Here is a 25466-nt window from a genome sequence, read left to right as displayed (position 1 = left end):
CTGGCGTCCATGAGTGTAATCCGCCCGGCCACCGCCCACGACGTCCCTGCCATCCTGCAGATGATCCACGACCTGGCCATCTACGAGAAGGAGCCGGACGCCGTCCGGAACACCCCGGACATGCTCACGGAGGTGCTGTTCGGCGAGAACCCGCGCGTCTACGCGACGATGGCGGAGAACGAGGCCGGCGACGTCCAGGGCTTCGCGCTGTGGTTCCTGAACTACTCGACCTGGGAAGGCGTGCACGGCATCTACCTCGAGGACCTGTACGTGATGCCCGAGGCCCGCGGCGCCGGCCACGGCAAGGCGCTGCTGCAGCACCTCGCCGCGACCGCCGTCGACCGCGGCTACGCGCGGGTGGAGTGGAGCGTGCTGGACTGGAACGAACCCTCGATCGCGTTCTACAAGAACCTCGGCGCCGCTCCGATGGACGAATGGTCCACCTTCCGGCTCACCGGCGAAGCCCTGGACGCGTTCGCCGGCGCCCGGACGGCCGACGCGCGTGGCTGACACTGTTTCGGCGACGACAGCTTCCGTCCCGCACATCGTCAAGGCCCGGCACGCCTACCGCGGCATGCGCACCGCCGAGCACTACTTCGAGGTTCCGCTGGACCACTTCGGCGCCGGCGGCGAAACGATCACGGTCTTTGCCCGCGAATACGTCTCCGCCGACCACAGCGAGGAGGCCGCCGCGGAACTGCCGTGGCTGCTGTACCTGCAGGGCGGTCCCGGCGGCCGCGGCAACCGGTTCCCCGCCCTGGGCGGCTGGAGCAAGGCCGCGGCGAAGGACTTCCGGATCCTGATGCTGGACCAGCGCGGCACCGGCCTGTCCGCCCCCGTCGACCGCAACACCCTCCCGCTGCGCGGGAACGAGCGAGACCAGGCGCACTACCTGGAGCACTTCCGGGCGGACTCGATCGTGGCCGACGCGGAAGCTATCCGCCGGACCCTGGGCGCCGAGCCCTGGACCATCTACGGGCAGAGCTACGGCGGTTTCTGCGCGCTCAGCTACCTGTCCTTCGCCCCGGAGGGGCTCCGCGAGGCGCTGATCACCGGCGGTCTTGCTCCCCTGGCCGGTCCGGCGGACCGGGTCTACCAGGCGACTTTCCGCCGGGTGGCCGCGCGGAACGTCGAATACTTCGGCTGGTACCCGCAGGACCGCGAACTGGTCAGCCGGATCGCCCGGCACCTCCGCGAATCCGAGGAGTTCCTGCCCGACGGCAGCCGGCTCACCGTGGAGCGGTTCCAGATGGTGGGCTCTTACCTCGGCGGCAACACCCGCGTGGACGGCCTGCACCACCTGCTCGAGGATGCCTTTGTTAGTACCCCCGACGGCGACCGGCTCTCCGACGGCTTCCTGGAGCAGGTCCGGGGAGTCGTCTCCCGCGCCTCGAACCCGCTGTACGCCCTGATGCATGAGTCCATCTACGGCCAGGGCGAGGCCACCGACTGGGCTGCGCTGCGGGTGCTCCAGGACTTCCCGGAATTCCGCCCCGACGCAGCCGACCCGCTGCTGACCGGTGAGATGGTCTATCCCTGGTATTTCGAGCAGGACCCGGCCCTGCGTCCGCTCCGGACGGTGGCTCAGCTGCTCGCCGAGAAGAGCGACTGGAAACCGCTCTACGACCCCGAGCGGCTTGCCCTCAACAACGTACCGGTGGCGGCCGCCGTGTACAGCGATGACATCTACGTGGACCGGGACCTGTCGCTGGAAACCGCCGCGGCCGTGCGCCGGCTGCAGGTGTGGGAGACCGACGAGTACCACCACGACGGCATCGCCGACGACGGCGAGGCCATCTTCGGCCGGCTGCTCGGCATGACCCGCGCCGGCGCGGCCTGAGCCGTCCCAAGGCTGTTCCGGCACCGGGTTGAGCCCCCGCGGGCTCTGGCCTCAGCCGGGGGTCAGGCCCCGACCGGGCCGGCGGTGCGGCGTGGTCCCGCCGCCACGACCACTGCCAGCACCGCGGCGGCCACCACGGCCGCCGCAAGGTTCAGGCCCTGGTAACCGACCCCGCTCATCACGAGCCCGGCGAAACCCGATCCCACCGCTCCCGCGACACCCATCAGGGTGTCCGACACGCCCTGGACGAGGACCCGGTCTCCGGCGGCGACGCTCTCCGCGAGCAGGGTGGATCCTGCGATGGTGGCCGCAGACCAGCCCAGGCCCAGCAGCACGAGTCCGATCGTGACCAGGACCGGCTGCGCCTGGCCGAACCCTGCGACGCACGCGGCGAGGAGGATCAGGCCGTGGCCCAGCAGGATCACCGGCAGCCGGCCGATTTTGTCGGTGAGCCAGCCCATCACCGGTGAGAGGGCGTACATGCCGGCGATGTGAAGCGAAATCGTAAAACCGATCAGCACAAAGACGTCGGTGCCCGCGGCGTGCGCATGCCCGGGGTCGTGACCGGCCAGCGGCCCTTCGGTGAGTAGTTGCAGGTGCAGCGGCGTCATGGACATCACGGCGGCCATGCAGCCGTGCGCGGCGACGACGGCGAGCAGAGCCAGCCGGGCGCGGGGCGAGGACCGTGCCGCCCGCAGCCCGTTCCGCAGGGCCTGCCTGCCCCGGCGGCCCGCAGTCCCCTTCGCGGGCTCGTCCGCTGCCGCGGCCGGCGCCCCCGCTGCCGGCTCCGCTGACCTGCTCCGGATCCGGGCGGCCAGCAGCAGCGGATCCGGGCGGAGCCCGATGAACAGCAGCAGCCCCGCGAGGGCCAGCCCGGCCGTCGAAAACACGAAGGGCCCGGAGATCGGCGGCAGGCCGAGCGCCTGCCCCACCAGCGCGCCGGGCTGGATCAGGTTGGGTCCGGCCACGGCCCCGGCCGTGACCGCCCAGACCACAACCGCGAGGGAGCGTCCCCGGTGTTCCGGCTCGGCGAGGTCGACGGCGGCGAAGCGTGCCTGCAGGTTGGCCGCCGTGCCCAGGCCCAGCATGGCGGCGCCCAGCAGCAGCACCGGGAAGACGCCGGTGACGGTCGCCAGGATCACCAGCAGGGCGCCGGTCATCGCGGAGAGCAACCCGGTGACGAGCGCCGGCCGGCGGCCGCGCCGTCCGGCCAGGCCGGCGAGCGGCAGGGCCGCCAATGCGGCAGCCAGGGTCATGGTGGTGGTCACCGACCCCGCCCAGGCGTTGGAGCCGGAGAGCTGGACGGCCAGCAGCGAGCCGACAGAGAGGCTGGCGCCGCCGCCCACGCCGCTGAGCAGCTGGGCGGCGCTGAGCACCACAACGGTACGGCGCTGCACCCGTTGCGGGTGCAGCGCCGTACCGGCCGCCGTCGTGGCGTCAAAGATTTTCACGCTCCGAGCTTAGCCCCCTGCGGGGCCCCCGGGGGCGCTACTCGGCGTCGGTGAGGCTCTTGCGGGAGTCCTCTTCGAGCCGGGCGTCCAGCTTGGCCCTCGACGCCTTGGAGCTGACCAGGCTGGCGACGACCGCGATGATGATGGTGCCGATGATCACGCCGAGCGAAACATAGGTCGGGATCTCCGGGGCCCATTCGATGTGCTTGCCGCCGTTGATGAAGGGCAGTTCGTTGACGTGCATGGCGTGCAGCACCAGCTTGACGCCGATGAAGGCGAGGATGACGGACAGCGCGTGCTTGAGGTAGATCAGCCGGTTCATCAGGCCGCCGAGCAGGAAGTACAGCTGGCGCAGGCCCATCAGGGCGAAGATGTTGGCGGTGAAGACGATGAACGCGCTCTGGGTCAGGCCGAAGATAGCCGGGATGGAGTCCACGGCGAAGAGCAGGTCGGTCATGCCGATGGTAACGAAGACGATCAGCATCGGGGTGAAGACCTTCTTGCCGTCGACCTCGGTGCGCAGCTTGCCGCCGTCGAACTTTTCCGACATCGGCAGGATCCGGCGGATCCGGGCGATCAGCGGGTTTTCCTTGTCTTCCTCATCCTCGCCCTCGTCCTGTGCCTGCTTCCAGGCGGTCCAGAGCAGGAACGCGCCGAAGATGTAGAAGACCCAGCTGAACTGTTCGATCACGATCGCGCCGAGCAGGATGAAGATGCCGCGCAGGATCAGGGCGATGATGATGCCTACCATGAGCACTTCCTGCTGGTACTTACGGGGTACCGAGAAGCGCGCCATGATGATGATGAAGACGAACAGGTTGTCGATGCTGAGGCTGTACTCCGTCACCCAGCCGGCGATGAACTGCCCGCCGTACTCCGGGCCGGTGAACAGGAACATGGCTCCGGCGAAGACGAGCGCCAGTGCGATGTAGAAGGAGACCCAGAGGCCCGCTTCCTTCATGGACGGCTCGTGCGGGCGCTTCAGCACCAGGAGCAGGTCGATGGCGAGGATGATGCCGAGAACGACGAAGGAGCCGATCTCGAACCAGACGGGAAGTTCGGGCACAAAGATACCTTTCGCAGGGTACAACTAAGCGGTGTAAGTCTCTCCGGCAAGCTGCCGCGCCGGGGCCGTTGCCCTCCGGTGCCGATTCGCTGCCCGCTACGCCCGGCAAGGCATCTGTGCCGTGCGTGTTGACGATCGTAGCGCTTGGGATACTCCCCTACGTCTGTCCCACTTTACCCTAGGCGTGCCCGGCCGACTGCATCTGGCGCAACTCCTTCTTGAGCTCCCCGACCTCGTCCCGGAGCCGGGCGGCAAGCTCGAACTGCAGCTCGCCGGCTGCGGCATGCATCTGCTCGGTCAACTGTTCGATCAGGCCCACCAGGTCCTCCGCCGGGGCGGCGGCGAGGCCGTCGGCGCGGACCTTGGAGCTGCCCTTGCCCTTGCCCCGGGCCTTGCCCGCGCTGGCCAGCAGCTCGCGGGTGTCCGCGTCCTCCTTGTTGATCTGGTCCGTGATGTCGGCGATCTTCTTCCGCAGCGGCTGCGGGTCGATGCCCTTTTCCTTGTTGTAGGCCACCTGGATGGCGCGGCGCCGGTTCGTTTCGTCGATGGCGTGGGCCATCGAGTCCGTGATTTTGTCCGCATACATGTGGACCTGGCCGGAGACATTGCGGGCGGCACGCCCGATGGTCTGGATCAGCGACGTGGAGGAGCGCAGGAAGCCTTCCTTGTCGGCGTCGAGGATGCTGACCAGCGAGACCTCGGGGAGGTCAAGGCCTTCCCGGAGCAAGTTGATGCCGACCAGGACGTCGAAGACCCCCATCCGTAGTTCGCGCAGCAGCTCCACGCGGCGCAGCGTGTCGACGTCGGAGTGCAGGTATTCGACCTTCACACCGTGGCCCAGCAGGTAGTCGGTGAGGTCCTCGGCCATCCGTTTGGTCAGCGTGGTGACGAGGACGCGTTCGTTCTTCGCGGTGCGGGTGCGGATTTCGCCCAGCAGGTCGTCGATCTGGCCCTTGGTGGGCTTGACAATGACCTCGGGGTCGATCAGGCCGGTGGGCCGGATGATCTGCTGGACGAACCCGTCCGCTTTGCCGAGTTCGTACTTGCCCGGGGTCGCGGACAGGTACACGGTCTGGCCCACGCGGTCCTGGAACTCGTCCCACTTGAGCGGGCGGTTGTCCATCGCCGAGGGCAGCCGGAAGCCGTGGTCCACGAGGTTCCGTTTGCGCGACATGTCGCCCTCGTACATGGCGCCGATCTGCGGCACGGTGACGTGGGATTCATCGATAACCAGGAGGAAGTCGTCCGGGAAGTAGTCGATGAGGCAGTGCGGCGCGGTCCCGCGGGCACGGCCGTCAATGTGCGAGGAATAGTTCTCAATGCCGTTGCAGAATCCCATCTGCTGCATCATTTCCAGGTCGTACGTGGTGCGCATCCGCAGCCGCTGGGCCTCGACGAGCTTGTTCTGGCTCTCGAGGACCTTGAGGCGGTCGGCGAGTTCGTCCTCGATCCGCTTGATCGCGCGGGCCATTCGCTCGGGACCGGCCACGTAGTGGGAAGCCGGGAAGACATACATCTCGGTCTCGTCCCGGATCACCTCGCCGGTCAGCGGGTGCAGGGTGTAGATGTTCTCGATCTCGTCGCCGAAGAACTCGACGCGGATCGCCAGTTCCTCATACATGGGGATGATTTCCACGGTGTCCCCGCGGACCCGGAACGTGCCGCGGTGGAAGTCCATGTCGTTGCGGGTGTATTGCATGGAGACGAACTTCCGGAGCAGGTCGTCGCGGTTCATCTCGGCGCCCTTGCGGAGCGTCACCATGCCGGCGATGTATTCTTCCGGGGTGCCGAGGCCGTAGATGCAGGACACGGTGGCCACGACGATTACGTCGCGGCGGGTCAGCAGCGCGTTGGTGGCCGAGTGCCGGAGCCGTTCGACTTCCTCGTTGACGGAGGAGTCCTTCTCGATGAAGGTGTCCGTCTGCGCCACGTAGGCCTCGGGCTGGTAGTAGTCGTAGTAAGAGACGAAGTACTCCACGGCGTTGTTCGGGAGCAGTTCCCGGAATTCGTTCGCGAGCTGCGCGGCGAGGGTCTTGTTCTGCACCATCACCAGGGTGGGCCGCTGGACCTGCTCGATCAGCCACGCCGTCGTCGCGCTCTTACCGGTACCGGTGGCGCCGAGGAGCACCACGTCCTTCTCGCCGTTCTGGATGCGCTCGGTCAGTTCGGCGATCGCGGCGGGCTGGTCCCCGGCGGGCTTGAACTCGCTGATGACCTCGAAGGGCGCCACAACACGGTTGATTTCCTGGGCAAGGCTCATGCTACTAATCTACCGCCGCCCTCGGACAGGTTGCCCTGATTCAGCTTTGGGCTGTACCGCCCGGTCCGGAGGCGGCGTACGACGGCGGATGCCAGCCGGTGCGCCTGGCCCAGTCGTCCATCCGCGGGGCGGCGTAGGCCGTGAACCACTCTTCCTTGTCCGCGGCGTAGGCAGCGGTGGACTTGTCCACGCCGTGCCGCCGCGCCGCGCGCCGCTTTTCCGCCAGATAGTCGGTGCGGGCTGCGGCGTCGTCGCGCAGCCAGTCACGGAAGCACAACGCGTACCGCCAGCCCGGCGATCCCGCGGCCCGGACATGCAGGTTCACGGGACGGCCGGGGTCTGCGCTGCCGTGCACCCGCTTGTCCCAGTCGGCCGGGTCGGGGTGCGCGGGTTTGGGGTTGTCAGCGCCGATTCCCGGCCAGCGCGGGAACCCCGCCGCGGCCAGCAGCGGCTCCAGGCGGTCCGCCGTCGCCAGGTCCCGGACGGTGAGCTGGAGGTCCAGCACGTCCTTCGCGGCCAGGCCCGGGACGGCCGTGGAGCCGATGTGGTCCACCGCGAGGATGTCCCGGGGCGCAACGGCCTGCAGCCGGGCGGCCAGCCGGGAGGCCTGGGCGGGCCAGTCGGGGTTCGCGGGGCTCAGCACCGGTCCGCCGACGCGCGGGGCCATCCGGTGCTTGGCCAGGTTCTCCGCATACGGCAGCAGCCGGCGCTGCCAGAGCCGGTCCACCGCGTCCCGGAGCTCGTCCTTGGAACCGGAGTTGTCCAGCACGACGTCGGCCGCGGCCAGCCGGTCCGCGCGCGTGGCCTGGGCTGCCATGCGGGAGCGCGCCTCCTCGACGGTCATCTTGCGGTGCTCCACCATCCGCCGCACCCTGAGGTCCTCCGGGGCGTCCACGACCACCACGAGGTGGAAGTTCGCGCCCTGGCCGGTCTCGACCAGGAGCGGTATGTCCTGGACCACGACGGCACCTTTCGGGGCTGCGGCGGCCAGGGCTGCGGCGCGTTCCCTGACCAAGGGGTGGATGATGCCGTTCAGCACGGCGAGCCGTTCCGGGTTGCCGAACACCAGGGCGCCGAGGCGGGCGCGGTCCAGGGCGCCGTCCGGTCCCAGGATGGCGGAGCTGAAGGCTTCCACCACCCGCGCGAGTCCGGGCGTGCCCGGCTCCACCACCTCACGGGCCAGCGCGTCGGCGTCCACCAGCACCGCGCCCAGCTCGCGCAGCCGCGACGCCACCACCGACTTTCCTGAGGCGATGCCGCCCGTCAAACCAATCTTCAGCACCCCACCAGACTAAACTGAAGCCGTGCCAGTCGACGCGGTTTCCCCGGAAAGCAGGGCCACCGTGTACACCACGCTGGCGGCCGGCGGCGGCTTCCGCCACGAGCTGGAGATCAAACGCTCCCGCTTCATCACGGTGCTCCAGCGCACCGCCGACGAGGACAGCGCAAGGTCCCTGGTCAACGGGTTGCGCCGGGAATTCCACGACGCGCGGCACCACTGCTCGGCGTTCGTGCTCGGCCCTGACCGCGGGGTGCAGCGCTCCAGCGACGACGGCGAACCCTCCGGCACGGCGGGCATCCCGATGCTGGAGGCCCTGCTGAAACGCGAAACCGCGCCCGGCGTGACCGACCTCAGCGACGTGACCGCCGTCGTCGTCCGGTATTTCGGCGGCATCCTGCTCGGTGCCGGCGGACTGGTCCGGGCCTATTCCGAATCCGTGTCCGCCGCGCTGGAACTCGCGCCGCTGGTGCGTCGGCAGCGGCTGCGGATCTGCGCCGTGCCGGTGCCGCACGCGTCCGCCGGCAGGCTCGAGAATGAACTGCGCTCGGCCGGCTATGTAATGGCCGGCACCAGCTATGATGCGCAGACGACAGTCCTTCGGCTGGCGCTGCCGGACGACCCGGCAGTGCTGGCGCAGGCCGCTGTCCGACTCGCGGCCCTCTCGGCCGGAAGCGCCGCGCTGCAGCCCGGAGAAACGGAGTGGATCGATGTTGCCATCAACTGAGCCGGTGCCAGTCGTCGCGCTGGTCGACGTGACGGAGCCGGTGCTGGAGGGGCGGCTGGCGGTCGCGCTGCACGACGCCGACGCCGACGAGGTCACGCCGCCGCTGGGCACCGCCGTGGGTTGGAATACCGAACGGATCAGCTGGTTCCGGGACTACCACCGCGCCGCCGCGGCAGGGCTCGACGGACCGGCGCGGCAGAAAACCTGGGCGATCACGGCCGACGGCGAGCTGGCCGGTTCCATCCGGCTCCTGCGGGTCCCGGCTGCCGCGCCCGGGCCGTCCCCCGACGGCGGCGCCCTGGAGACCGGCATCTGGCTGGGCCGCAGTTTCCGCGGACGCGGCATCGGCCGGGAGGCACTGCGGCTGGTCAAGGCCGAAGCCGCCGCGGCCGGGGCGGACCTGCTGCTGGCCGAAACGACCGCCGGCAACGGCGCCGCGCAGGCCCTGCTTCGTTCCGCCGGCGCCGAGCTGGCAACGGACGGCCACCGGGTAGGCGCGCGCCTCAGGCTCGGCTAGCCCCGTGTGCCCGGATGACCTTCCGCTCCGCCCTCTCCAGGGGACATGCCCCGTGCCCGCACCGGGAAATGAGCATAAGGCCACTATGTCCACCGGCTGCGCCCAAGGATGGACGTGCTCCTCCCGGTGAGGCCGGAACAGTGGTTGGATGAAGGATAGGCCCCGGCGAGCGAACAAGGAGAACAGACGTGGACGACCCTTTTAACCTCGCGCGCTTCTTGGAAGCCCAGGACGCGGCGGCCACCTACCAGCGGGCACTATCGGAGCTCCGCGCCGGGGCCAAGCGAAGCCATTGGATGTGGTTCATCTTCCCGCAGACCGCAGGCCTCGGACTGAGCCCCACCTCGCGGAAGTATGCCATTTCCTCCTTGGATGAGGCGCAGGCCTATCTTGACCATCCGCTCCTGGGCGCCCGCCTCCTGGAATGTTTCCGGGCGGTCCTGGCTGTCGAGGATCGCAGCGCGGACCAGATTTTCGGCAGCATCGACGCACGCAAGCTGCACTCGTCGTCGACCCTGTTCCTTCGGGCGGCACCCGACGAGCCGGTGTTCCGGGACATCCTGGACAAATACTTCGGCGGAGTCCCCGATGAAGCCACGGACCGGCTCCTGGCCCCACTCGCCTGAGCACCCCTGCCTGGCCGGCGCAGGGACATGCTCCGCGGCGCCGCCGGCGAGTGGACATAACCCCGCTATGCCCACTCCTGGCGACCAGGAGTGGGCGTGTCCCCAGGACCGGTATAGCCCGGCTTAAACCCAAAGCGGGCCCCTGCACGTAGCAGGGACCCGCTGTAGTTGGCCCGGAGCAACCCGGGCCGGTGGCAATTAGTTGCCGGTCAGCTTCTCGCGCAGAGCGGCAAGGGCTTCGTCCGACGCAAGCGTGCCTGCACCGGTCTCGGCTGCGGCCGGCTCGGAGGAGTAGCTGGTCGTGCCGGAGTCGCTGTCGCCGGACGTTGCAGCGGCAGCGTCGTCGGCAGCGTGCTGGGCAACCTGCTTCTTGTGGGCTTCCCAGCGGGTCTGGGCGTCAGCGTACTGCTGCTCCCAGGCGGCGCGCTGCGTTTCGTAGCCTTCAAGCCACTCGTTGGACTCCGGATCGAAGCCCTCCGGGTACTTGTAGTTACCCTCTTCGTCGTACTCAGCGGCCATGCCGTAGAGCGCCGGATCGAATTCGGTGGACTCGGCGTCGACGCCCTCGTTGGCCTGCTTGAGGGACAGCGAGATGCGGCGGCGCTCGAGGTCGATGTCGATGACCTTGACGAACAGTTCGTCACCAACGGAGACAACCTGCTCGGCCAGCTCAACGTGGCGCACGGCGAGCTCGGAGATGTGGACCAGGCCTTCGATGCCGTCTTCAACGCGAACGAACGCGCCGAACGGAACCAGCTTCGTGACCTTACCCGGAACAACCTGGCCGAGGGCGTGGGTGCGGGCGAAGGTCTGCCACGGATCTTCCTGCGTAGCCTTGAGCGACAGGGAGACGCGCTCGCGGTCCAGGTCGACCTCGAGAACCTCGACGGTGACTTCCTGGCCAACTTCGACAACCTCGGACGGGTGGTCGATGTGCTTCCAGGACAGCTCGGAAACGTGAACGAGGCCGTCTACGCCGCCCAGGTCCACGAAGGCACCGAAGTTGACGATGGAGGAAACGACGCCGGGACGAACCTGGCCCTTTTCCAGCTTGTTGAGGAACGTGGAGCGGACCTCGGACTGGGTCTGCTCGAGCCAGGCACGGCGGGACAGCACAACGTTGTTGCGGTTCTTGTCCAGCTCGATGATCTTGGCTTCGATCTGCTGACCGATGTACGGAGCAAGGTCGCGCACACGGCGCATCTCGACGAGGGATGCCGGCAGGAAGCCGCGCAGGCCGATGTCGAGGATAAGACCACCCTTGACAACCTCGATGACGGTACCGGTGACGACACCGTCTTCTTCCTTGACCTTCTCGATGTCGCCCCAGGCACGCTCGTACTGAGCACGCTTCTTGGAGAGGATCAGACGGCCTTCTTTGTCTTCCTTGGTGAGCACCAGGGCTTCGACCTGATCGCCAACGGAGACGACGTCTCCGGGATCAACGTCGTGCTTGATGGAAAGCTCGCGGGAGGGAATGACACCTTCGGTCTTGTAACCGATGTCGAGCAGAACTTCGTCGCGGTCGACCTTGACGACGGTACCTTCGACGAGGTCTCCGTCATTGAAGTACTTGATGGTCGCGTCGACTGCTGCGAGGAAGTCCTCAGCGGTACCAATGTCGTTAATCGCGACGACGGGGGTACCGGGCTTCTCGGTGGAGGTGATGGTCATGTAGTAGGGGCTCCGTTGTGGATAGTTAGTCGGTCAGGCAAACCGTCCAGGCCGCGTCGGCGACACGGCCTGAGAACACGGAAGATCAAAGGCGATCCGCCGGGTCATCCTGATTCTGTGGATTTGGTTGCGCGCACGTAGTACACGCCCGTTTAGTCTAGTCGTTTACAGCAACGCCGGTCAAAGCGCAACGGTGCCCGCGGCAGCGGCCTAGAAGTGCGTGAGGCAGTGCGGTGCGCGTTCGACGGCGAACAGGCGGGCAGCGAGAAACGCGGCTCCCGGCGTTTGCTCGCGGATCCGGCCTGAGGCAGCGAGCGTGACCGGGTGCACGCCGCCGAGGTAGATCGACGACAGCGCCGCCACGTCCAGTTCGAGGTCGACGCCGGCGTCCCCCGTTTCCGTGACGACGGCAGCGCCCCCGTTGACGGCCAGGGCGAACGTCCCGCCGGTCAAGCCGAGCGGATCAGCCACTTTCAGCACCAGCCGGCCGTCGGCCGGGTAGTGGCGCGCCTCCAGGGCCTTTTGCACGTCCAGTATCCGCAGCCAGAGCATGTCCCGGGCCTCCGAGGCGTCAACGCAGCGCGGATCCCTGAGCGCCCAGGGCAGCGGATCGTCAACCGGCGCCTCGTCCCAGGTGACGCGTTCGACGAGGTCAATGGCGCCAAGGTATTGCCACAGTTCGAGGTAGGCGTGCCGGGTGGTCGCCACCAGGTCGATGACCTCCATGGTGTACGGGGTGCTGGACCAGCCGCCGAATTTGTAGGACACGTAACCGTCCACGTCGCCGCCGGGGCCGTAGTGGAGCGCGACCTTGACCTTGGGGTCCTCGCCGTCGTCCCGGCTGACAGAGCCGGAGGCGAACTGCCGGTAGAACTCGTGCCGGCCAATGGAGCCCGGCGTGAGGCGGTGCAGGCGGTCGAAGACCGCCGGAGCCAGCTCAAGGAGGACCTTGGGATCGGCCACCTCGACACTGCCCTCCGGGGTGTGGTCCACCACGAAGCGGGCACTGGTGTCGACCTTGATCGACTGTTCCGACGTCGCGACGCCGTACCCGAAACGGCCGTAAATGGACGCTTCCGAGGCGGTCAGGGCCGCCATCGCCAGGCCCTCCTGCTGTGCCAGCCCGAGTTCCCCGGCCATCATGCGGCGCAGCAGCCCGCGGCGGCGGTGCGAGGTCCGCACGGTCACGGCGGTCACGAGCCGGGTGTCCAGGAACCGCCCGAAGCCAATGTTGAGCGTCTTGGTCATCGTCCCGAACGTCGCCACCGGCACGTCGGCGCCGAGTGAATGGTCCGCGACGGGCCCGGTCTGGTAGGCGCCGGTCATGACGCGCCCGTCCGTGCGCTGCATCGCGATGCCCCTGTCGACCCGCTCGTCACTGCGCCGGGCGTCGTGGAAGCCGAAGGCTACGGCCCGCATCCAGGCGACGGCCTCCGGGTACGCCGGGTCGTCCTTGGCTGCGGGTTGGAAACGCCTGATTTCGTACTGCTCTGCCACGTGCTGCTCCCCCTGGAATCCCTGCAAACCTGAACCGCCTAGTGCCCTGCCTCGAACCAGCTGGAGCCGATGCCGATCTGGACCTCGAGCGGAACCGACAACTGCGCCGCAGCGCCCATCTGTTCCGTCACGAGCTTTTCGACTGCCGCGCGTTCGCCCTCGGCGACTTCGAGGACCAGTTCATCATGGACCTGCAGCAGCATGCGTGATTTCAGGCCCTGCTCGGCCAGCGCGCCGGAGACGCCCAGCATGGCCCGCTTGATGATGTCCGCCGCGGAGCCCTGGATCGGCGAGTTGAGCGCGATCCGCTCGGCATTCTCCCGCAGTTGGCGGTCCGTGCTGGTCAGGTCCGGAAGGTACCGGCGGCGCCCCTCGATGGTGGCGGTGTACCCGTCGATCCGGGCCTGGTCGACGACGCCGCGCAGATAGTCGCGGACGGCGCCGAACCGGTCGAAGTAGTCCTTCATGAGGGTCCGCGCCTCGTCGACGGAAATTTCCAGCTGCTTGGACAGGCCGAACGAGGTCAGCCCGTACGCCAGGCCGTAGGACATCGCCTTGACCTTGGAACGCATCGCACTCGTCACCTGGTCCGTGGGCACGTGGAAGATGTTGGACCCCACGAAACGGTGCAGGTCTTCGCCGTCCTTGTACGCCTGGATCAGGCCGGCGTCGCCCGAAAGGTGGGCCATGATGCGCATTTCGATCTGCGAGTAGTCCGCGGAAAGCAGGCACTCGTAACCGTCGCTGACCACAAAGATGCCGCGGACCCGGCGGCCTTCCTCGCTGCGGATGGGGATGTTCTGCAGGTTCGGGTTGTTGGAGGAGATCCGGCCGGTGGCGGCGACGTTCTGCGCGTAGGTGGTGTGGATCCGGCCGTCTTCCGCCACGGATTTCTTCAGCGACTCCAGCATCTGGCGGAGCTTCGAGGACTCCCGGTGCGCCATCAGCTGGACCAGGAACTCGTGCCCGGTCTTTTCCAGCAGGTTCTTGAGCGAGGCGGCGTCGGTTGTGTAGCCGGACTTGATTTTCTTGGTCTTGGGCAGGCCCAGCTCGTCGAACAGGACGGTCTGGAGCTGCTTGGGCGAGCCGAGGTTGACCTCGTGGCCGATCGCCGCGAACGCCTGCTCCTGTGCGTTGTCGATCACCTTGGCGAGGTCCGCCAGCTGCTCGTCCATGCGCGGCATGTCGATGGCGATGCCCGCGAGTTCCATGTCGGCGAGGACCCGGCTGACCGGCAGTTCCAGGGTAGTCAGCAGGTCCTGGGCCTTGCGTTCCTTCAGCTCGGATTCGAAGTAGCGGCTCAGGGCCTGGACGACGGCGGCGACGTGCACCAGCTCCCCGGCGGCCGCGGTGTCGCCGTCGAACGCCAGCTCAAGCTGGCCTTCCTTGGCGGCCTCCTTGGAGACCGCGATGTTGAGGTGGTGCTGGGCCAGCTCGGCGAGCTCGTAGCTGCGGCGGTCGGGCTGGATGAGGTAGCCGGAGATGGAGGTGTCATCCACCACGCCCTCCAGTTCCAGGCCGCGGGCGGTCAGCGCCTTCAGGGCGGCTTTGAACCCGTGCATCACCTTGGGTGCCTTACCGTCGCGCAGCCACGCTGCCAGGATGTTTTCGGTGGCGGCGTCCAGGCGGGTGAGGTCGAGGTAAGCGGCGGCGTCGTCGCGCACGATCGCCAGCGCGGAGGCGTCCTCGCCGATCCGTCCGGGCACCAGGTCGACCGCCAGGGCCGCACGTGTCCCGGCACCGGCGGCAAGGAAGGCGTCCAGGGCGGCGGCGTCCGAGGGGATCAGGAAGTCCGGGGTGTCGAGGCTCTCCCGCTCGGCCTCGGTCACTTCACTGCCGTAGAGGGCGAAGAGGCGGGTGCGGATGGTCTTGAACTCGAGGGCGTCGAACAGTTCCTCGAGCGCTGCCTGGTCCGGCCGCGGGTCGGCGAGGTCCTCCAGCGTGACGGGCAGTTCGAGATCGGTGCGGAGCCGGTTGAGCCGCCGGTTGCGCTTGACTTCCTCAACATTTTCGCGGAGCGCGTCGCCCACTTTCCCGCCGATCGCGTCGAGGTTCTCCAGGACTCCCTCGAGGCCGCCGTACAGGTTGATCCACTTGGCTGCCGTCTTGGGGCCGACGCCGGGAACGCCGGGCAGGTTGTCCGCGCTCTCGCCCACCAGGGCGGCGAGGTCCGAGTACTGGGCCGGGCTGACGAAGTACTTCTCCTGGATGGCGTCCGCGTCCATCCGGGGAATATCGCTGACGCCCTTCTTGGGGTACAGCACAAAAACGTTGTCGGTAATGAGCTGGAAGGCGTCGCGGTCGCCCGAGACCAGCAGCACCTCGTAGCCTGCCTTCTCCCCCATCGCGGCGAGCGTGGCCAGGATGTCGTCAGCTTCCCAGCCGGGCATCTTGATGGTCTTGATGCCCCACGCGCCCATGACCTTGTCGATCAGGTCGATCTGGCCGCTCATTTCCCGCGGGGTCTCGTTGCGTCCGCCCTTGTAGCCGTCATACTCGGCCTTGCGGTGGGTGGTGTCATCGGAGACGTCGAAGGCCACGGCCACGTGGGTCGGCTTTTGTGCCTTGATCAGGTTGATCAGCATGGACGTAAAGCCGTGCACGGCGTTGGTGTGCTGCCCGGTGGAGGTGGAGAACTTGTCCGCCGGCAGGGCGAAGAACGCCCGGAACGCCATCGAGTGTCCGTCCAGCACCAGGAGCCGGGGCTGGTCCGTGATCGGGACGACCGGCGCTTCGGTGGCGGAGACCTCCGCGGTGCTGCGGCGGGGCTTCTTCACCGGTTCGGCCACGAGCACGGAACCGCCGGCTGCGGCAGCGGTGTCAGTCATTGCGCCGGTGGTGTTGTCAGTCATGGTGCCTGCGGCTGAAGGGGAAGGGGCCGGTTTGGTAGTTTCGCTCACAGGTGCCAGCCTAGTTCCCATGATCGACAATTTCACGCCCACTCCGTTCGCCGCCGAACTGGAAGCCGCCGGCGTTCCCGCCGAACTGCACGGCTGGCTGGGCCAGATGGGGGTGGGCGCCCTGGTGGTCAAGATGGGGATCCACTTCCTGGAAATGAGCCCCGAACGCACAGTCGCGACGATGCCGGTGGAGGGCAACACCCAGGTGGCAGGCATCCTGCACGGCGGCGCGCACGTGGTGCTGGCCGAAACGCTGGGTTCCTTTGCCGCCGGCATGCACGCCGGACCGGGCCGGCAGGCGTTGGGGATCGACGTCGGCGCGACGCACCACCGCGCGGTCTCCTCCGGCACCGTCACCGGGACCTGCACGGCGATCCACCTGGGCCGTACGCTCACGACCCACGAGATTGTGATGACTGATGAACAGGGCCGCCGGCTTTCCACCGCAAGGATCACGAACCTGCTCCGCGATGTGGCCGAGTAGCCGGCCGGTCGCCGGCAGGCAGTCAGCCCGCAGTCAGGCGCCGCCGGCGAGGCGGTAACGGAGTTCGACGATGCCGCGGCCCATGGTCCGCGAAGCACGCAGCTCCAGCGGAGCGGTCGGGCGGGCCAGCGGAAGCAGCGGCTTTCCGCCGCCGAGCACCACCGGGATAACCGAGAGGATCAGCTCGTCCAGCAGTCCGGCGTCGGCGAATTGGGCGGCGAGTACCCCGCCGCCCACCACCCAGACGCTCCGGCCTGCGGCAGCGTCTTTCAGGTCACCGGCGAATTCGGTTACTGCTCCGCGGACGAAGGTGATGTCCGTGCCTTTCGGGGCCGCCAGTTCGTGGTGTGTGAAGACCCAGCACGGGGTGCCGGGATACGGCCAGCTGGCGGGTTCGTGCTCCCGCAGCCAGCCGTACGTCTCTCCGCCCATCACGATGCATCCGACGTCGGCCATAAACTCGTCGTAGCTTTCCTTGCCGCCGGCGAAGCCGTCGAACTGGAGCAGCCAGTCAAGGTTGTCGTCCGCGGTGGCGATGAAGCCGTCGAGGGAGGCCGCTACGAAGTACTGGAAACCCGGCATGGGGCCAGCGTAGCCACCCGCGGAGGCTTTTCCCAGAGCGCCGGAACCCCCGCAGCGGTTTCCGCGCTGTTGTCCGTTGCGGCGCCGCCGGGGCTGGCTACTGGAGGCTACTTGCTGAAGTAGGGAATGATCAGGTACAGCCCGAAGAGCACGGCAAGGCCGCAAAGCCCGAAGCACACGTACGAGAGCGGCCGGATCCAGCCGGGCTGGGTGGTCCGCACGTCCCCGGCGATCGCGGTGAGCCGGACGCCCAGCGCGTAAAGGACGGTGACGGTCACGGCGGCAGCGAGGGTGGCCCCCGCTACCTGGACGAGTTCGAGCCACTTCATTTCAGGCCACCCTTGGAGTTGTTGCTGCGGCTGACCGCAGCCGCCTTCTTCTTAGCGAAGCGGATGGCCTGGCCGGCCTCTTCGACCTCGACGGCGTTGTGGTGGCCGACGTGGGATTTCCGCGACGCGATGAACATGTAGATCACGGCCGCGGTGCCGGCGACCGCGGCGATGATGAAGCCGACAGTCCCGGTGTGCACCAGCATCGCCGTCAGGGCGCCGACGATCCCGGCGGCCGGGAGGGTGAAGAGCCAGCCGACGACGATCTTCCCGGCGGTTCCCCAGCGCACCGTGGTGCCGCGCCGGCCCATCCCCGAGCCGATGACCGAGCCCGAGGCCACGTGCGTGGTGGACAGGGCGAAGCCCAGGTGGGATGAGGCGAGGATGGCTGCGGCGGTGCTGGTCTCGGCGGCGAAGCCCTGGGCGGGCTTGACGTCGGTGAGGCCGGAACCCATGGTCCGGATGATCCGCCAGCCGCCGGAGTACGTACCGACAGCGATGGCCAGGGCACAGGCCGCGATGACCCAGAGCTGCGGGCCGGAGCCGGGGGCCTGGCTGCCGGCCGAAATCAGGACCAGGGTGATGATGCCCATGGTCTTCTGCGCGTCGTTCGTGCCGTGCGCGAGGGCCACCAGGCTGGACGTGAAGATCTGCCCGGTGCGGAACCCGCCGCGCTTCTGCGTGAGCTTGCTGCCGGTTTCGGGATCGTGCCGCGAGGTCAGCGCGTAGGCGAGCCGGGTGCAGACGTAGGCCACGACGGCTGCGATGACCGGGGCGAAAACCGCGGGCAGGAGGACTTTCTGAAGCACCGAGCTGAAGTTCACCGAGTTCAGGCCGATGCCGGCGATGGCGGCGCCGATCAGGCCGCCGAACAGCGCATGCGAGGAACTGGAGGGCAGGCCCTTGAGCCAGGTGACCATGTTCCAGAGAATCGCGCCCATCAGGCCGGCGAAGATGATGTCCGGGGTGATCTGGATGCCGTCGGAGCCTTCCCGGATGATGCCGCCGGAGACCGTCTTCGCCACTTCAGTGGACAGGAAGGCACCCACGAGGTTCAGCACTGCCGCGAGGGCGACGGCGGTTTTCGGCTTGATGGCACCGGTCGCGATGGGCGTCGCCATCGCGTTGGCGGTGTCGTGAAATCCGTTAGTGAAGTCGAAAAACAGCGCCAGCGATATGACTAGCGCCACCATTACGGTGATTTCCACCTGTTGCCCAATCTGCAGAGTCGACGGTCAGCAGTTTCATTCCCCGTGGCGGCCTGGATGGTCGATGTTCAACGGCTGTTTAGCCGGAGTTACTTGCGCAGTTCACCAAAGCTGTCTTGAAACCTTATAGATCGTACGTGCGAATGGGTGTTGGGCAAAACATGGGCATTGGACCCCACGGACAGCAGCGCTCCGGCGGTGCGCCGCACCGACTCAGCTGGACGGCGCCCCCCGCGCCGGCCCGGCGTCGAGTACGCCTGCGAGCTTTTCCTCCAGGGCGGCCAGCGTTTCATCCGGCAGCACTATCAAGCCGTCCAGCTCGCGCCGCGCCCGTTTGTATGCCGTCTGCCGCTCGGCCGGGGTGGCCGCCGTGTCGGAGGCTATCCGCAGCAGCTTCCGGGCCGTCGCAAGCCGCTCACGTTCGGGACCGGTGAAGTTACTGTCCCGGATCCGCCGCGCTTCGCGCTCGGCGACGTCAAAGGCCAGCTCAAAGCTGCGCACGGCGGCCCGGTACTCCACCAGCCGGTCCGCCGTCGTGATCTGTCCGGGGTCGGCTGGACGCAGCCCGTCGGCTTCACGCTTGGCGCGCAGGAACGCCACGGTGAGGGGCTCCCGCACATCGGTCATGAGGGGAAAATCGATGAGTTTGCCGACGTCCAGTTCGTAGTCCAGCCAGCGCCGGTTGACGGCGTCGTGGGCCTCAACGAGGGCCTCCACCTCGCTCCGGGCCGCCTGTTCCAACCCGGCCCGGTGGTTCCTGAGCCGGTACAGCTCCACCTTCCGGCGGTGGCGGCGTTCGGCAGCCTTGCTCCAGGACCGGGCCCAGTTGGCGATTAGCGCACTCAACGGGAACACAAGCCACCAGTTGTGACCGAAAAAATTGAACACGGAATCCACGGCAACATCCTCCCACCGGGCCCGGGCAGCGGGAAGCCCCTTCCGCGAAGGGGGCTTCCCTGATTACTGGCCTGCTTACCGCGTCAGTCCTCGTGCTTGACCTTGTGCAGCCGGGTCACCACCGTGGGGCACGGCACGTTCAGCAGCACCGCATGGGCCGTGGACCCGAGCACAAGCCGGGAGAAACCGCCGCGGCCGCGGCTGCCGACGACCAGCAGGCGCGCCTCCCGGGCGATGTCAACGAGGGCCTTCGCCGGCTCGGTGTCGGTTTCGAGGCGCTGGTGGACCACCAGGTCCGGGTATTTGTCACCGAGGCCGGCCACCGACTCGGACAGGACCACCCGGTCTTCCTCGACGATCGTCTCGGCGAGACCGCTTTCGGGCAACTGGTGCTCAACCCAGCGGGCCGGGCTGCGGAAGGCCAGGACCACGGTCAGCTCGTCGCCGCCGCGATCGGCTTCGGCAGCGGCGAACGCCACGGCCTGGAGCGACTCTTCGGACCCGTCCACGCCGACCACCACGCCTCGCTTGCCGGTGCTGCCTGCGCTGGGGATGACAGCCACCGGACTGTCGGAGGCGGAAACGATCTGGAGCGCGCGGTCGGTCATGGGTCCGCCGTCCATCCAGTGCTTGTCGTGGCACCCAACGACAATCATCGAGGCTTCCTTGGATACTTCCCGCAGCGCTGAGCCGGGGCTGCCGTGCCGCAGCTGGACGTCCACGTCGACGTCCGGGGCCAGGTTTTTCGCGTTGGCCTTGGCCTTCTCCAATAGTTCCATCCCGGATTCGCGGATGAGCTCGTGGTACTGGAAGTCCGGTGACATCCAGCGGTCATCAACGGCGTGGACGCACAGGACCGGGAGTTTGTGCCGGGCAGCGCGCTCCAGCGCCCACGCAAGCGCGGCTTCGCTGCCCGCCGAGCCGTTGATGCCGACGACAATTGGTTTACTCATGCTGAATCCTGCTCTTTTCCATAGCGTGAACGTGTTCGCGACCCCTACGGTGGCCCCCGCAGCGCACCGTCCTGTGACCACTGCTGAGACCGCTGTTGGCGGCCGCTGCTGTTGGCATGAATCGCCGGCAGCACCGAGGCTCTACCGACACTTCAGTGTGCCCCGGCGCCGGGCCGCCGGTTAGGGCCTTAAGCCCCTCACACCAGGTCCTAGAAGCCGGTTGGTTCGGTCTCGAACTCCGGCTCCCGGGGCGGCCCTTCATGGTGCACCGGGCGCAGCGCTGCCGTCTGCTCGAGCCAGATCAAGGCGTCGTAGCGTTCGCCCATCCGGGTCGGAACGTAGTTCCCGTGCTCCCGCTCCGGGTGGTAGACCACCCCGATGGCGCGGTGCCCGAGCCAGCTGGAAAGCCACGGGCCGGTCCGGTCGTCGCCGAACTCGAGCACCGACGGCACGCCCAGGGCCTCGTGCAGGAAATCCTCGTGGCTGCCCGGCCGCGCCGCGGGCACGGGCAGGATCCGCTCCGGCGTCCCCCAGGCATCCGCGGCGATGACCGTCCCTCGGTGGGCGGCGAAGCCAACGAGCAGGACCCCCTCCGGGGCGTGCCGCTCGCGCAGCAACTGGCCCACGTTGACCAGCCCGTCCTGCGCCATGTCCGTGGCCCGGGCATCCCCCACATGCGTGTTGTGCTCCCAGATGATGCCCTTGGAGCCGGCCCCCAGGTGCCGGCCCAGCCGGTCGATCGTGTCCGCCATGTGGTGGTCCCGGACGTTCCAGGACTGCCGGTCACCGCGGACCATGATGCGGTAGTAGTGCTCGGCGTTGGCCGCCACCTCGGCGTTTTGGACGGCGTCGAACGCCTCCTCGTCGTGGTCGCCCGGGCTGAACACCCGGCTCCGCACTTCGCTGAGCAGGGCAACGACGTCGGCCTCGCAGGAGTTCGGGACCAGCCGCGTACTCCAGGCATACTGGTGCGGGTCTTCATGGTGCGGCAGGAAGCACTGCCAGGCCCGCATGGCGGCGGGCACGGCGGCGGGCTGGTGTTCCCGGAGCCAGGCGATGATCTCGCGCAGCGAATCCCAGAGCGAGTAGACGTCCAGGCCGTAGAAGCCCACCCGTTCGGTCAGCGGCCGGCGCGAGTTCCAGGTCCGCAGCCAGTCCAGGAACCCGGCGACTTCCTCGTTCGCCCACATCCAGGTTGGCCAGCGCTGGAATCCGGCGAGCAGCGCATGGACGCCTTGGTCCTGTCCGCTCTGGCCCCGGACCCACTGGTTGATCCGCCAGCAGTCGGGCCAGTCCCCCTCCACGCCGATCCAGGTGTAGCCCTGCTCCTCAATCAGTCGGCGGCTCAGCGTGGCACGCCAGGTGTAGAACTCGTGGGTGCCGTGCGAGGCTTCCCCGATGGCCGTGAAGCGGCACTCACCCGCGCGCCGTACCAGCCCGTCCAGGTCCCGGTCGCTGCGGAGCTGCCGCGCAAGGGAGTGGATTTCGCCCAGGACGGCGGCCTTGGTGACGCTACCCGGGTTCACCGCGGGTCCCCGATGTCGATCCGTTCCAGGTGTTCCGGGACCCTGGCCCGCCAGCCCAGTTCGCGCTTGATCCGGACCCGCAGCGCGTCCGCGGCGTCCGGCTCGCCGTGCGTGATGTAGGTCATCCGCGGCGCCTGCGGTGCGTCCTTCATCCAGTTGATGATGCCGTCCGAGTCGGCGTGCGCGGACAGGTTCTCCATCTGGATGACTTCGGCCCGGATCACCACGTCCTCGCCGTAAATGCGGACCTCACGCTCACCCGCAGCCAGTGCGGCGCCGCGGGTGCCGCCGGCCTGGTAGCCGCTGAGGATGATGGCATTTTTGGGGTCGGTGCCGTACGCGGCGAGGTGGTGCAGGATCCTTCCCCCGGTGAGCATGCCGCTGGCCGAGATGATGATCATCGGTCCGCCGCGCAGGTTCAGCAGCTTGGAGTCGTCCACGCTGCGGGTGAGCTTGGCGATGCTGTACATGTGCTCGTAGTCGTCACGTTTGAGCCGGTGCTCCTCGGGATGCCGCTGATACATATCCGAGGCGTCGATGGCCATCGGGCTGTTGAGGTACACCGGAATGTCCGGGATGGCGTTCTTTCGGCGGAGCCGGGAAAGATACAGCATGAGCGTCTCGGCCCGCCCGACGGCGAAGGCGGCAAACATCACCACCCCGCCGCGCTTGGCTACCCGTGTGATGATCTCCCCGATCTGCTTCTCAGGGTCCAGGGTGGAGTGCTTGCGGTTGCCATAGGTGGACTCCGTGACCAGCACGTCAACGGCGCCCAGCGGCCGCGGCGGGAACATGAACGGATCATCGGCGCGGCCCAGGTCGCCGGTGAAGTGCACCGACTGGGAGCCAAACCTCACGTGGACCTGCGCCGCCCCCAGGATGTGACCGGCAGGGACGAAGGTCATTTCCATGCCGCCGCCAAGATCCAGCGGGGCGTCGAAGTCGCGGACCTTAAAGCTGTTCAGCGACCTGACGGCGTCCGCGGCGGTGTACAGGGGCAGGGCCGGGCTGTGCCGGGTGGAACCGCGGTGCGTCGCGTAACGTGCCTCTTCCTCCTGCAGGTAGCCGCTGTCCGGCAGGATCAGTTTGCACAGCTCCGTGGTGCCGTCGGTGGCGTGGACCGGTCCGGCGAAGCCGTCCCGGACCAGCGCCGGGACGTAGCCGGTATGGTCCAGGTGCGCATGGGTGAGGACGATGGCGTCGATTGAGCGGGGTGGCACCGGGAACGGCATGCGGTTGCGTTCGCGGCTGCGTTTGTAACCCTGGAACAACCCGCAGTCGACCAGCACCCGGCGTCCGCCGGCTTCGAGCAAATAGCGCGAACCGGTCACGGTGTCCGTGGCACCGAAGAACCGGAGGCTCGGCCGCTCGTGTTTCATAGGGCTTCCGTTCCCGAGTCCGTTCAACCCCACCTTCCGCGCAATCCGGTCCCCCACCTAGGGCCGAAAGTCACGGGCACGGGCCGGGACCGGCACGCGCTCAGGCCGGGCGGCGGCGCCGGCCCGGTAGGCTTTTTCCGGCAGGCTCTCCGGGCAGGCCTTCGGGCCGGGAGGGAAACCCGGGTCCGCAGACCACAGTGGCAAGGACAACGGCATGAACAAGAGATCCCCCCGCGGCGCCCCGGTTCCCGGCCTCCCCTGGGCAGACCGTCCCTGGACCAGGCACTACAGCCCGGGAGTTCCCGCCGACCTGAAGCTGCCCGCAGGCTCCCTCGTGGACCTGATGGACTCCTCCGTCCGGCGCTTCGGCGCGAAGACGGCACTGGAATTCTTCGGGGCACGGACCAGCTACCGGGAACTGGGAGCAATGATCAGCCGGGCGGCCGCAGGGTTGAAGAAACTCGGTGTGAAGCGCGGCGACCGGGTGGCCTTGGTCCTGCCGAACTGCCCGCAGCACGTGGTTGCGTTCCACGCCGCGCTGCGCCTCGGCGCCGTGGTGGTGGAACACAACCCGCTCTACACGGACCGGGAACTGCGCCACCAGTTCGAGGACCACGGCGCCACTGTCGCCGTCGTCTGGGACAAAGCGGTGGACCGGGTGCTGCAGTTGCCGGCCGACGTCGGGCTGCGCAGCATTGTGTCAGTGGATCTGACCGCGGCGATGCCGCTGGGCAAACGCCTCGCGCTGCGGCTGCCGCTGCCCGCGGCCCGCAAGGCGCGCGCCGCGCTGGCCGCCGGCAAAGCCTCACCCCGGGCCCGCGCCGGGACGCGGCGCACCGTGCTGCCCTGGCGGGACCTCCTCGGCGCCGGCGAGCTGAAGAAACGCCACCCGCGCCCCGCGCCGGAAGACCTGGCGGTGCTGCAATACACGAGCGGCACAACCGGCGAGCCCAAGGGCGCCATGCTCACGCATGCGAACCTGCAGGCCAACGCGGCCCAGGGCCGGGCCTGGGTTCCCGGGCTCAAGGACGGACGCGAAACCGTGTACGCGGTGCTGCCCATGTTCCACGCCTACGGCCTGACCCTGTGCATGACCTTCGCGCTGAGCATCGGCGCCCGGCTGGTGCTCTTTCCCAAGTTCGACGTCGACCTGGTGCTCAAGGCGTACCGGAAGTCCCCGGCGACCTTCCTGCCGGCGGTGCCTCCGATCTATGACCGGATCGCGGCCGCAGCGGCCCGGCAGGGCATCAGCCTGAAGGGCATCCGCTTCTCCATTTCCGGCGCCATGAACCTGCCGGCCGCGACCGTGGAGACCTGGGAGAACGCGACCGGCGGCTACCTGATCGAGGGCTACGGCCTGACCGAGACTTCCCCCATCTCCGTGGGCAACCCGTTCGGACCCAGCCGCAAGCCGGGCACCGTGGGCGTGCCGTTCCCGTTGACCGACATCCGCGTGGTGGACCCGCAGAACGTCCGGATCGACCGTGCCCCGGGCGAAGCGGGCGAGCTGCTGATCCGCGGGCCGCAGGTCTTCGCCGGCTACTGGAACCGGCCGAAGGAAACCGAGGAAGCGCTCCTGGAGGGCGGCTGGTTCCGCACCGGCGACATTGTCTCGGTGGATAAGGACTACTTCGTCACCATCCGGGACCGGATCAAGGAATTGATCATCACCGGCGGCTTCAACGTCTCACCCACCGAAGTGGAGGACATCCTGGCCGGATACCCCGGCGTCGCCGAAGTCTCGGTGGTAGGGCTCCCCCGGACGGGCGGCGGCGAGGACGTCGTCGCCGCGGTCGTGACCGCCCCGGGAAGCACCGTCGACCCGGCGGCCCTGCTGGCGTTCGCGCGCGGGGAGCTGGCGGCCTACAAGGTCCCCCGCCGGGTGGTGGTGATGGACGTACTGCCGCGCTCGCTGATCGGCAAGGTCCTGCGCCGGGAGATCCGGGACATGCTGGTGGCCGACATCCCGGCCGGTCCTGCCGGCCGCTGACGGTGGCGGGGCCGGCTGCCGGGTCGCTGGGAACCCGACAGCCAGCAATCCCATCGCACGCTCCCGGGACGCGGCCCTGGCTGTTGTTCCGCGTCGGGACGTCGGCAGTTCCGCTAACGGGCCGTCGTCCCCGGACATTGATGGTGGTGCAAGGATGCGGCACGGACCTTGTAAAAATCTGGAACGCCGCCCGTCGTCGATGCCGTCCAATTGCGTGCGGCGCTCCGGGCAGGCTGATAGGCCTGCCATAAGAGGGCAGGTAGGGTGCCTAGAGGTAGTTG

At 68.1% G+C, this 25466-nt stretch carries 21 protein-coding genes; 7 read left to right on the top strand and 14 right to left on the bottom strand.

Annotated elements, in window-relative coordinates:
• Positions 1-9: 9 nt before the first annotated feature.
• A complete protein-coding gene (locus tag ACUYM2_RS08740; RefSeq protein ID WP_481599721.1) occupies positions 10-510 on the top strand; it encodes an N-acetyltransferase family protein in 501 nt (166 codons plus the stop codon).
• Between the two features lie 64 nt (positions 511-574).
• Positions 575-1840, top strand: a complete 1266-nt coding sequence (locus ACUYM2_RS08735) for an alpha/beta fold hydrolase (protein ID WP_481601445.1) — start codon at positions 575-577, stop codon at positions 1838-1840.
• Positions 1841-1902: 62 nt separating this feature from the next.
• Here the strand turns inward: ACUYM2_RS08735 and ACUYM2_RS08730 are convergent, their stop codons facing one another.
• The 4 genes from ACUYM2_RS08730 to coaE form a co-directional block, all read right to left on the bottom strand.
• Complete coding sequence (locus ACUYM2_RS08730; RefSeq protein ID WP_481599720.1) at positions 1903-3291, bottom strand: MFS transporter; 1389 nt, start codon at positions 3289-3291, stop codon at positions 1903-1905.
• Positions 3292-3328: 37 nt separating this feature from the next.
• Positions 3329-4357, bottom strand: a complete 1029-nt coding sequence (locus ACUYM2_RS08725; protein WP_481599719.1) for a TerC family protein — start codon at positions 4355-4357, stop codon at positions 3329-3331.
• Positions 4358-4535: 178 nt separating this feature from the next.
• Positions 4536-6617 carry an excinuclease ABC subunit UvrB gene (uvrB, locus tag ACUYM2_RS08720; RefSeq protein WP_481599718.1) on the bottom strand — a complete coding sequence of 694 codons (2082 nt, stop codon included), beginning with the start codon at positions 6615-6617 and terminating at the stop codon, positions 4536-4538.
• Between the two features lie 40 nt (positions 6618-6657).
• Positions 6658-7899, bottom strand: coding sequence for a dephospho-CoA kinase (coaE, locus tag ACUYM2_RS08715; protein ID WP_481599717.1), 1242 nt, complete (start codon positions 7897-7899; stop codon positions 6658-6660).
• 22 nt (positions 7900-7921) lie between these two features.
• On the opposite strand from coaE, the gene ACUYM2_RS08710 reads away from it, so the two are divergent.
• From ACUYM2_RS08710 to ACUYM2_RS08700, 3 genes are all read left to right on the top strand, one after another.
• Complete coding sequence (locus ACUYM2_RS08710; protein WP_481599716.1) at positions 7922-8623, top strand: IMPACT family protein; 702 nt, start codon at positions 7922-7924, stop codon at positions 8621-8623.
• Complete coding sequence (locus ACUYM2_RS08705; RefSeq protein ID WP_481599715.1) at positions 8607-9140, top strand: GNAT family N-acetyltransferase; 534 nt, start codon at positions 8607-8609, stop codon at positions 9138-9140. The genes ACUYM2_RS08710 and ACUYM2_RS08705 overlap by 17 nt, the downstream gene beginning before the upstream one ends.
• Before the next feature lie 188 nt (positions 9141-9328).
• A complete protein-coding gene (locus ACUYM2_RS08700) occupies positions 9329-9766 on the top strand; it encodes a DUF1810 domain-containing protein (protein WP_481599714.1) in 438 nt (145 codons plus the stop codon).
• 198 nt (positions 9767-9964) lie between these two features.
• Here ACUYM2_RS08700 and rpsA read toward each other — a convergent pair whose 3' ends face one another.
• The 3 genes from rpsA to polA form a co-directional block, all read right to left on the bottom strand.
• Positions 9965-11440 (bottom strand): 30S ribosomal protein S1, encoded by a 1476-nt coding sequence (gene rpsA, locus ACUYM2_RS08695; protein ID WP_481599713.1) that lies wholly within the window; start codon positions 11438-11440, stop codon positions 9965-9967.
• Between the two features lie 210 nt (positions 11441-11650).
• Complete coding sequence (locus tag ACUYM2_RS08690) at positions 11651-12937, bottom strand: GNAT family N-acetyltransferase (protein WP_481599712.1); 1287 nt, start codon at positions 12935-12937, stop codon at positions 11651-11653.
• Between the two features lie 38 nt (positions 12938-12975).
• The gene (gene polA, locus ACUYM2_RS08685) at positions 12976-15858 is read right to left on the bottom strand and encodes a DNA polymerase I (RefSeq protein ID WP_481599711.1); all 2883 of its coding nucleotides are present in this window, start codon (positions 15856-15858) and stop codon (positions 12976-12978) included.
• Between polA and ACUYM2_RS08680 the strand changes: the two genes are divergently transcribed.
• Positions 15857-16321 (top strand): hotdog fold thioesterase, encoded by a 465-nt coding sequence (locus tag ACUYM2_RS08680; RefSeq protein ID WP_481599710.1) that lies wholly within the window; start codon positions 15857-15859, stop codon positions 16319-16321. The genes polA and ACUYM2_RS08680 overlap by 2 nt on opposite strands.
• 33 nt (positions 16322-16354) lie before the next feature.
• Here ACUYM2_RS08680 and ACUYM2_RS08675 read toward each other — a convergent pair whose 3' ends face one another.
• The 7 genes from ACUYM2_RS08675 to ACUYM2_RS08645 all read right to left on the bottom strand — a co-directional run bounded on the left by ACUYM2_RS08675 (position 16355) and on the right by ACUYM2_RS08645 (position 23195).
• On the bottom strand, positions 16355-16903 hold the full coding sequence (locus ACUYM2_RS08675; protein ID WP_481599709.1) for a dihydrofolate reductase family protein: 549 nt from the start codon (positions 16901-16903) through the stop codon (positions 16355-16357).
• 107 nt (positions 16904-17010) lie between these two features.
• The gene (locus ACUYM2_RS08670) at positions 17011-17232 is read right to left on the bottom strand and encodes a hypothetical protein (protein ID WP_346958177.1); all 222 of its coding nucleotides are present in this window, start codon (positions 17230-17232) and stop codon (positions 17011-17013) included.
• Positions 17229-18440: an inorganic phosphate transporter gene (locus ACUYM2_RS08665; RefSeq protein WP_481599708.1), complete on the bottom strand. Its 1212-nt coding sequence runs from the start codon at positions 18438-18440 to the stop codon at positions 17229-17231. Before ACUYM2_RS08665 ends, ACUYM2_RS08670 begins: the two co-directional genes overlap by 4 nt.
• 213 nt (positions 18441-18653) lie before the next feature.
• Complete coding sequence (locus ACUYM2_RS08660; protein ID WP_481599707.1) at positions 18654-19337, bottom strand: hypothetical protein; 684 nt, start codon at positions 19335-19337, stop codon at positions 18654-18656.
• An 83-nt stretch (positions 19338-19420) separates the two neighbouring features.
• A complete protein-coding gene (locus tag ACUYM2_RS08655) occupies positions 19421-20290 on the bottom strand; it encodes a universal stress protein (RefSeq protein ID WP_481599706.1) in 870 nt (289 codons plus the stop codon).
• A gap of 209 nt (positions 20291-20499) precedes the next feature.
• Positions 20500-21816: an erythromycin esterase family protein gene (locus ACUYM2_RS08650; RefSeq protein ID WP_481599705.1), complete on the bottom strand. Its 1317-nt coding sequence runs from the start codon at positions 21814-21816 to the stop codon at positions 20500-20502.
• The gene (locus ACUYM2_RS08645; protein WP_481599704.1) at positions 21813-23195 is read right to left on the bottom strand and encodes an MBL fold metallo-hydrolase; all 1383 of its coding nucleotides are present in this window, start codon (positions 23193-23195) and stop codon (positions 21813-21815) included. Before ACUYM2_RS08645 ends, ACUYM2_RS08650 begins: the two co-directional genes overlap by 4 nt.
• Positions 23196-23409: 214 nt before the next feature.
• Here ACUYM2_RS08645 and ACUYM2_RS08640 point away from each other — a divergent pair, with 214 nt between their 5' ends.
• Positions 23410-25185 (top strand): long-chain-fatty-acid--CoA ligase, encoded by a 1776-nt coding sequence (locus ACUYM2_RS08640; protein WP_481599703.1) that lies wholly within the window; start codon positions 23410-23412, stop codon positions 25183-25185.
• Positions 25186-25466 lie beyond the last annotated feature (281 nt).

It is taken from the genome of Arthrobacter sp. SD1074B, assembly GCF_056780195.1.
This window is presented reverse-complemented; position numbering and strand designations above follow the sequence as displayed.

What these genes read in the sequence shown, in the direction of transcription:
- ACUYM2_RS08735 (WP_481601445.1), top strand. Translation starts at nt 575, where the DNA reads ATGCGCACCGCCGAGCACTACTTCGAGGTTCCGCTGGACCACTTCGGC.
- rpsA (WP_481599713.1), bottom strand. Translation starts at nt 11,440, where the DNA reads ATGACCATCACCTCCACCGAGAAGCCCGGTACCCCCGTCGTCGCGATT.
- ACUYM2_RS08670 (WP_346958177.1), bottom strand. Translation starts at nt 17,232, where the DNA reads ATGAAGTGGCTCGAACTCGTCCAGGTAGCGGGGGCCACCCTCGCTGCC.
- uvrB (WP_481599718.1), bottom strand. Translation starts at nt 6,617, where the DNA reads ATGAGCCTTGCCCAGGAAATCAACCGTGTTGTGGCGCCCTTCGAGGTC.
- ACUYM2_RS08705 (WP_481599715.1), top strand. Translation starts at nt 8,607, where the DNA reads ATGTTGCCATCAACTGAGCCGGTGCCAGTCGTCGCGCTGGTCGACGTG.
- ACUYM2_RS08640 (WP_481599703.1), top strand. Translation starts at nt 23,410, where the DNA reads ATGAACAAGAGATCCCCCCGCGGCGCCCCGGTTCCCGGCCTCCCCTGG.
- ACUYM2_RS08675 (WP_481599709.1), bottom strand. Translation starts at nt 16,903, where the DNA reads ATGCCGGGTTTCCAGTACTTCGTAGCGGCCTCCCTCGACGGCTTCATC.
- ACUYM2_RS08740 (WP_481599721.1), top strand. Translation starts at nt 10, where the DNA reads ATGAGTGTAATCCGCCCGGCCACCGCCCACGACGTCCCTGCCATCCTG.
- polA (WP_481599711.1), bottom strand. Translation starts at nt 15,858, where the DNA reads ATGGGAACTAGGCTGGCACCTGTGAGCGAAACTACCAAACCGGCCCCT.
- ACUYM2_RS08655 (WP_481599706.1), bottom strand. Translation starts at nt 20,290, where the DNA reads ATGAGTAAACCAATTGTCGTCGGCATCAACGGCTCGGCGGGCAGCGAA.
- ACUYM2_RS08680 (WP_481599710.1), top strand. Translation starts at nt 15,857, where the DNA reads ATGATCGACAATTTCACGCCCACTCCGTTCGCCGCCGAACTGGAAGCC.
- ACUYM2_RS08645 (WP_481599704.1), bottom strand. Translation starts at nt 23,195, where the DNA reads ATGAAACACGAGCGGCCGAGCCTCCGGTTCTTCGGTGCCACGGACACC.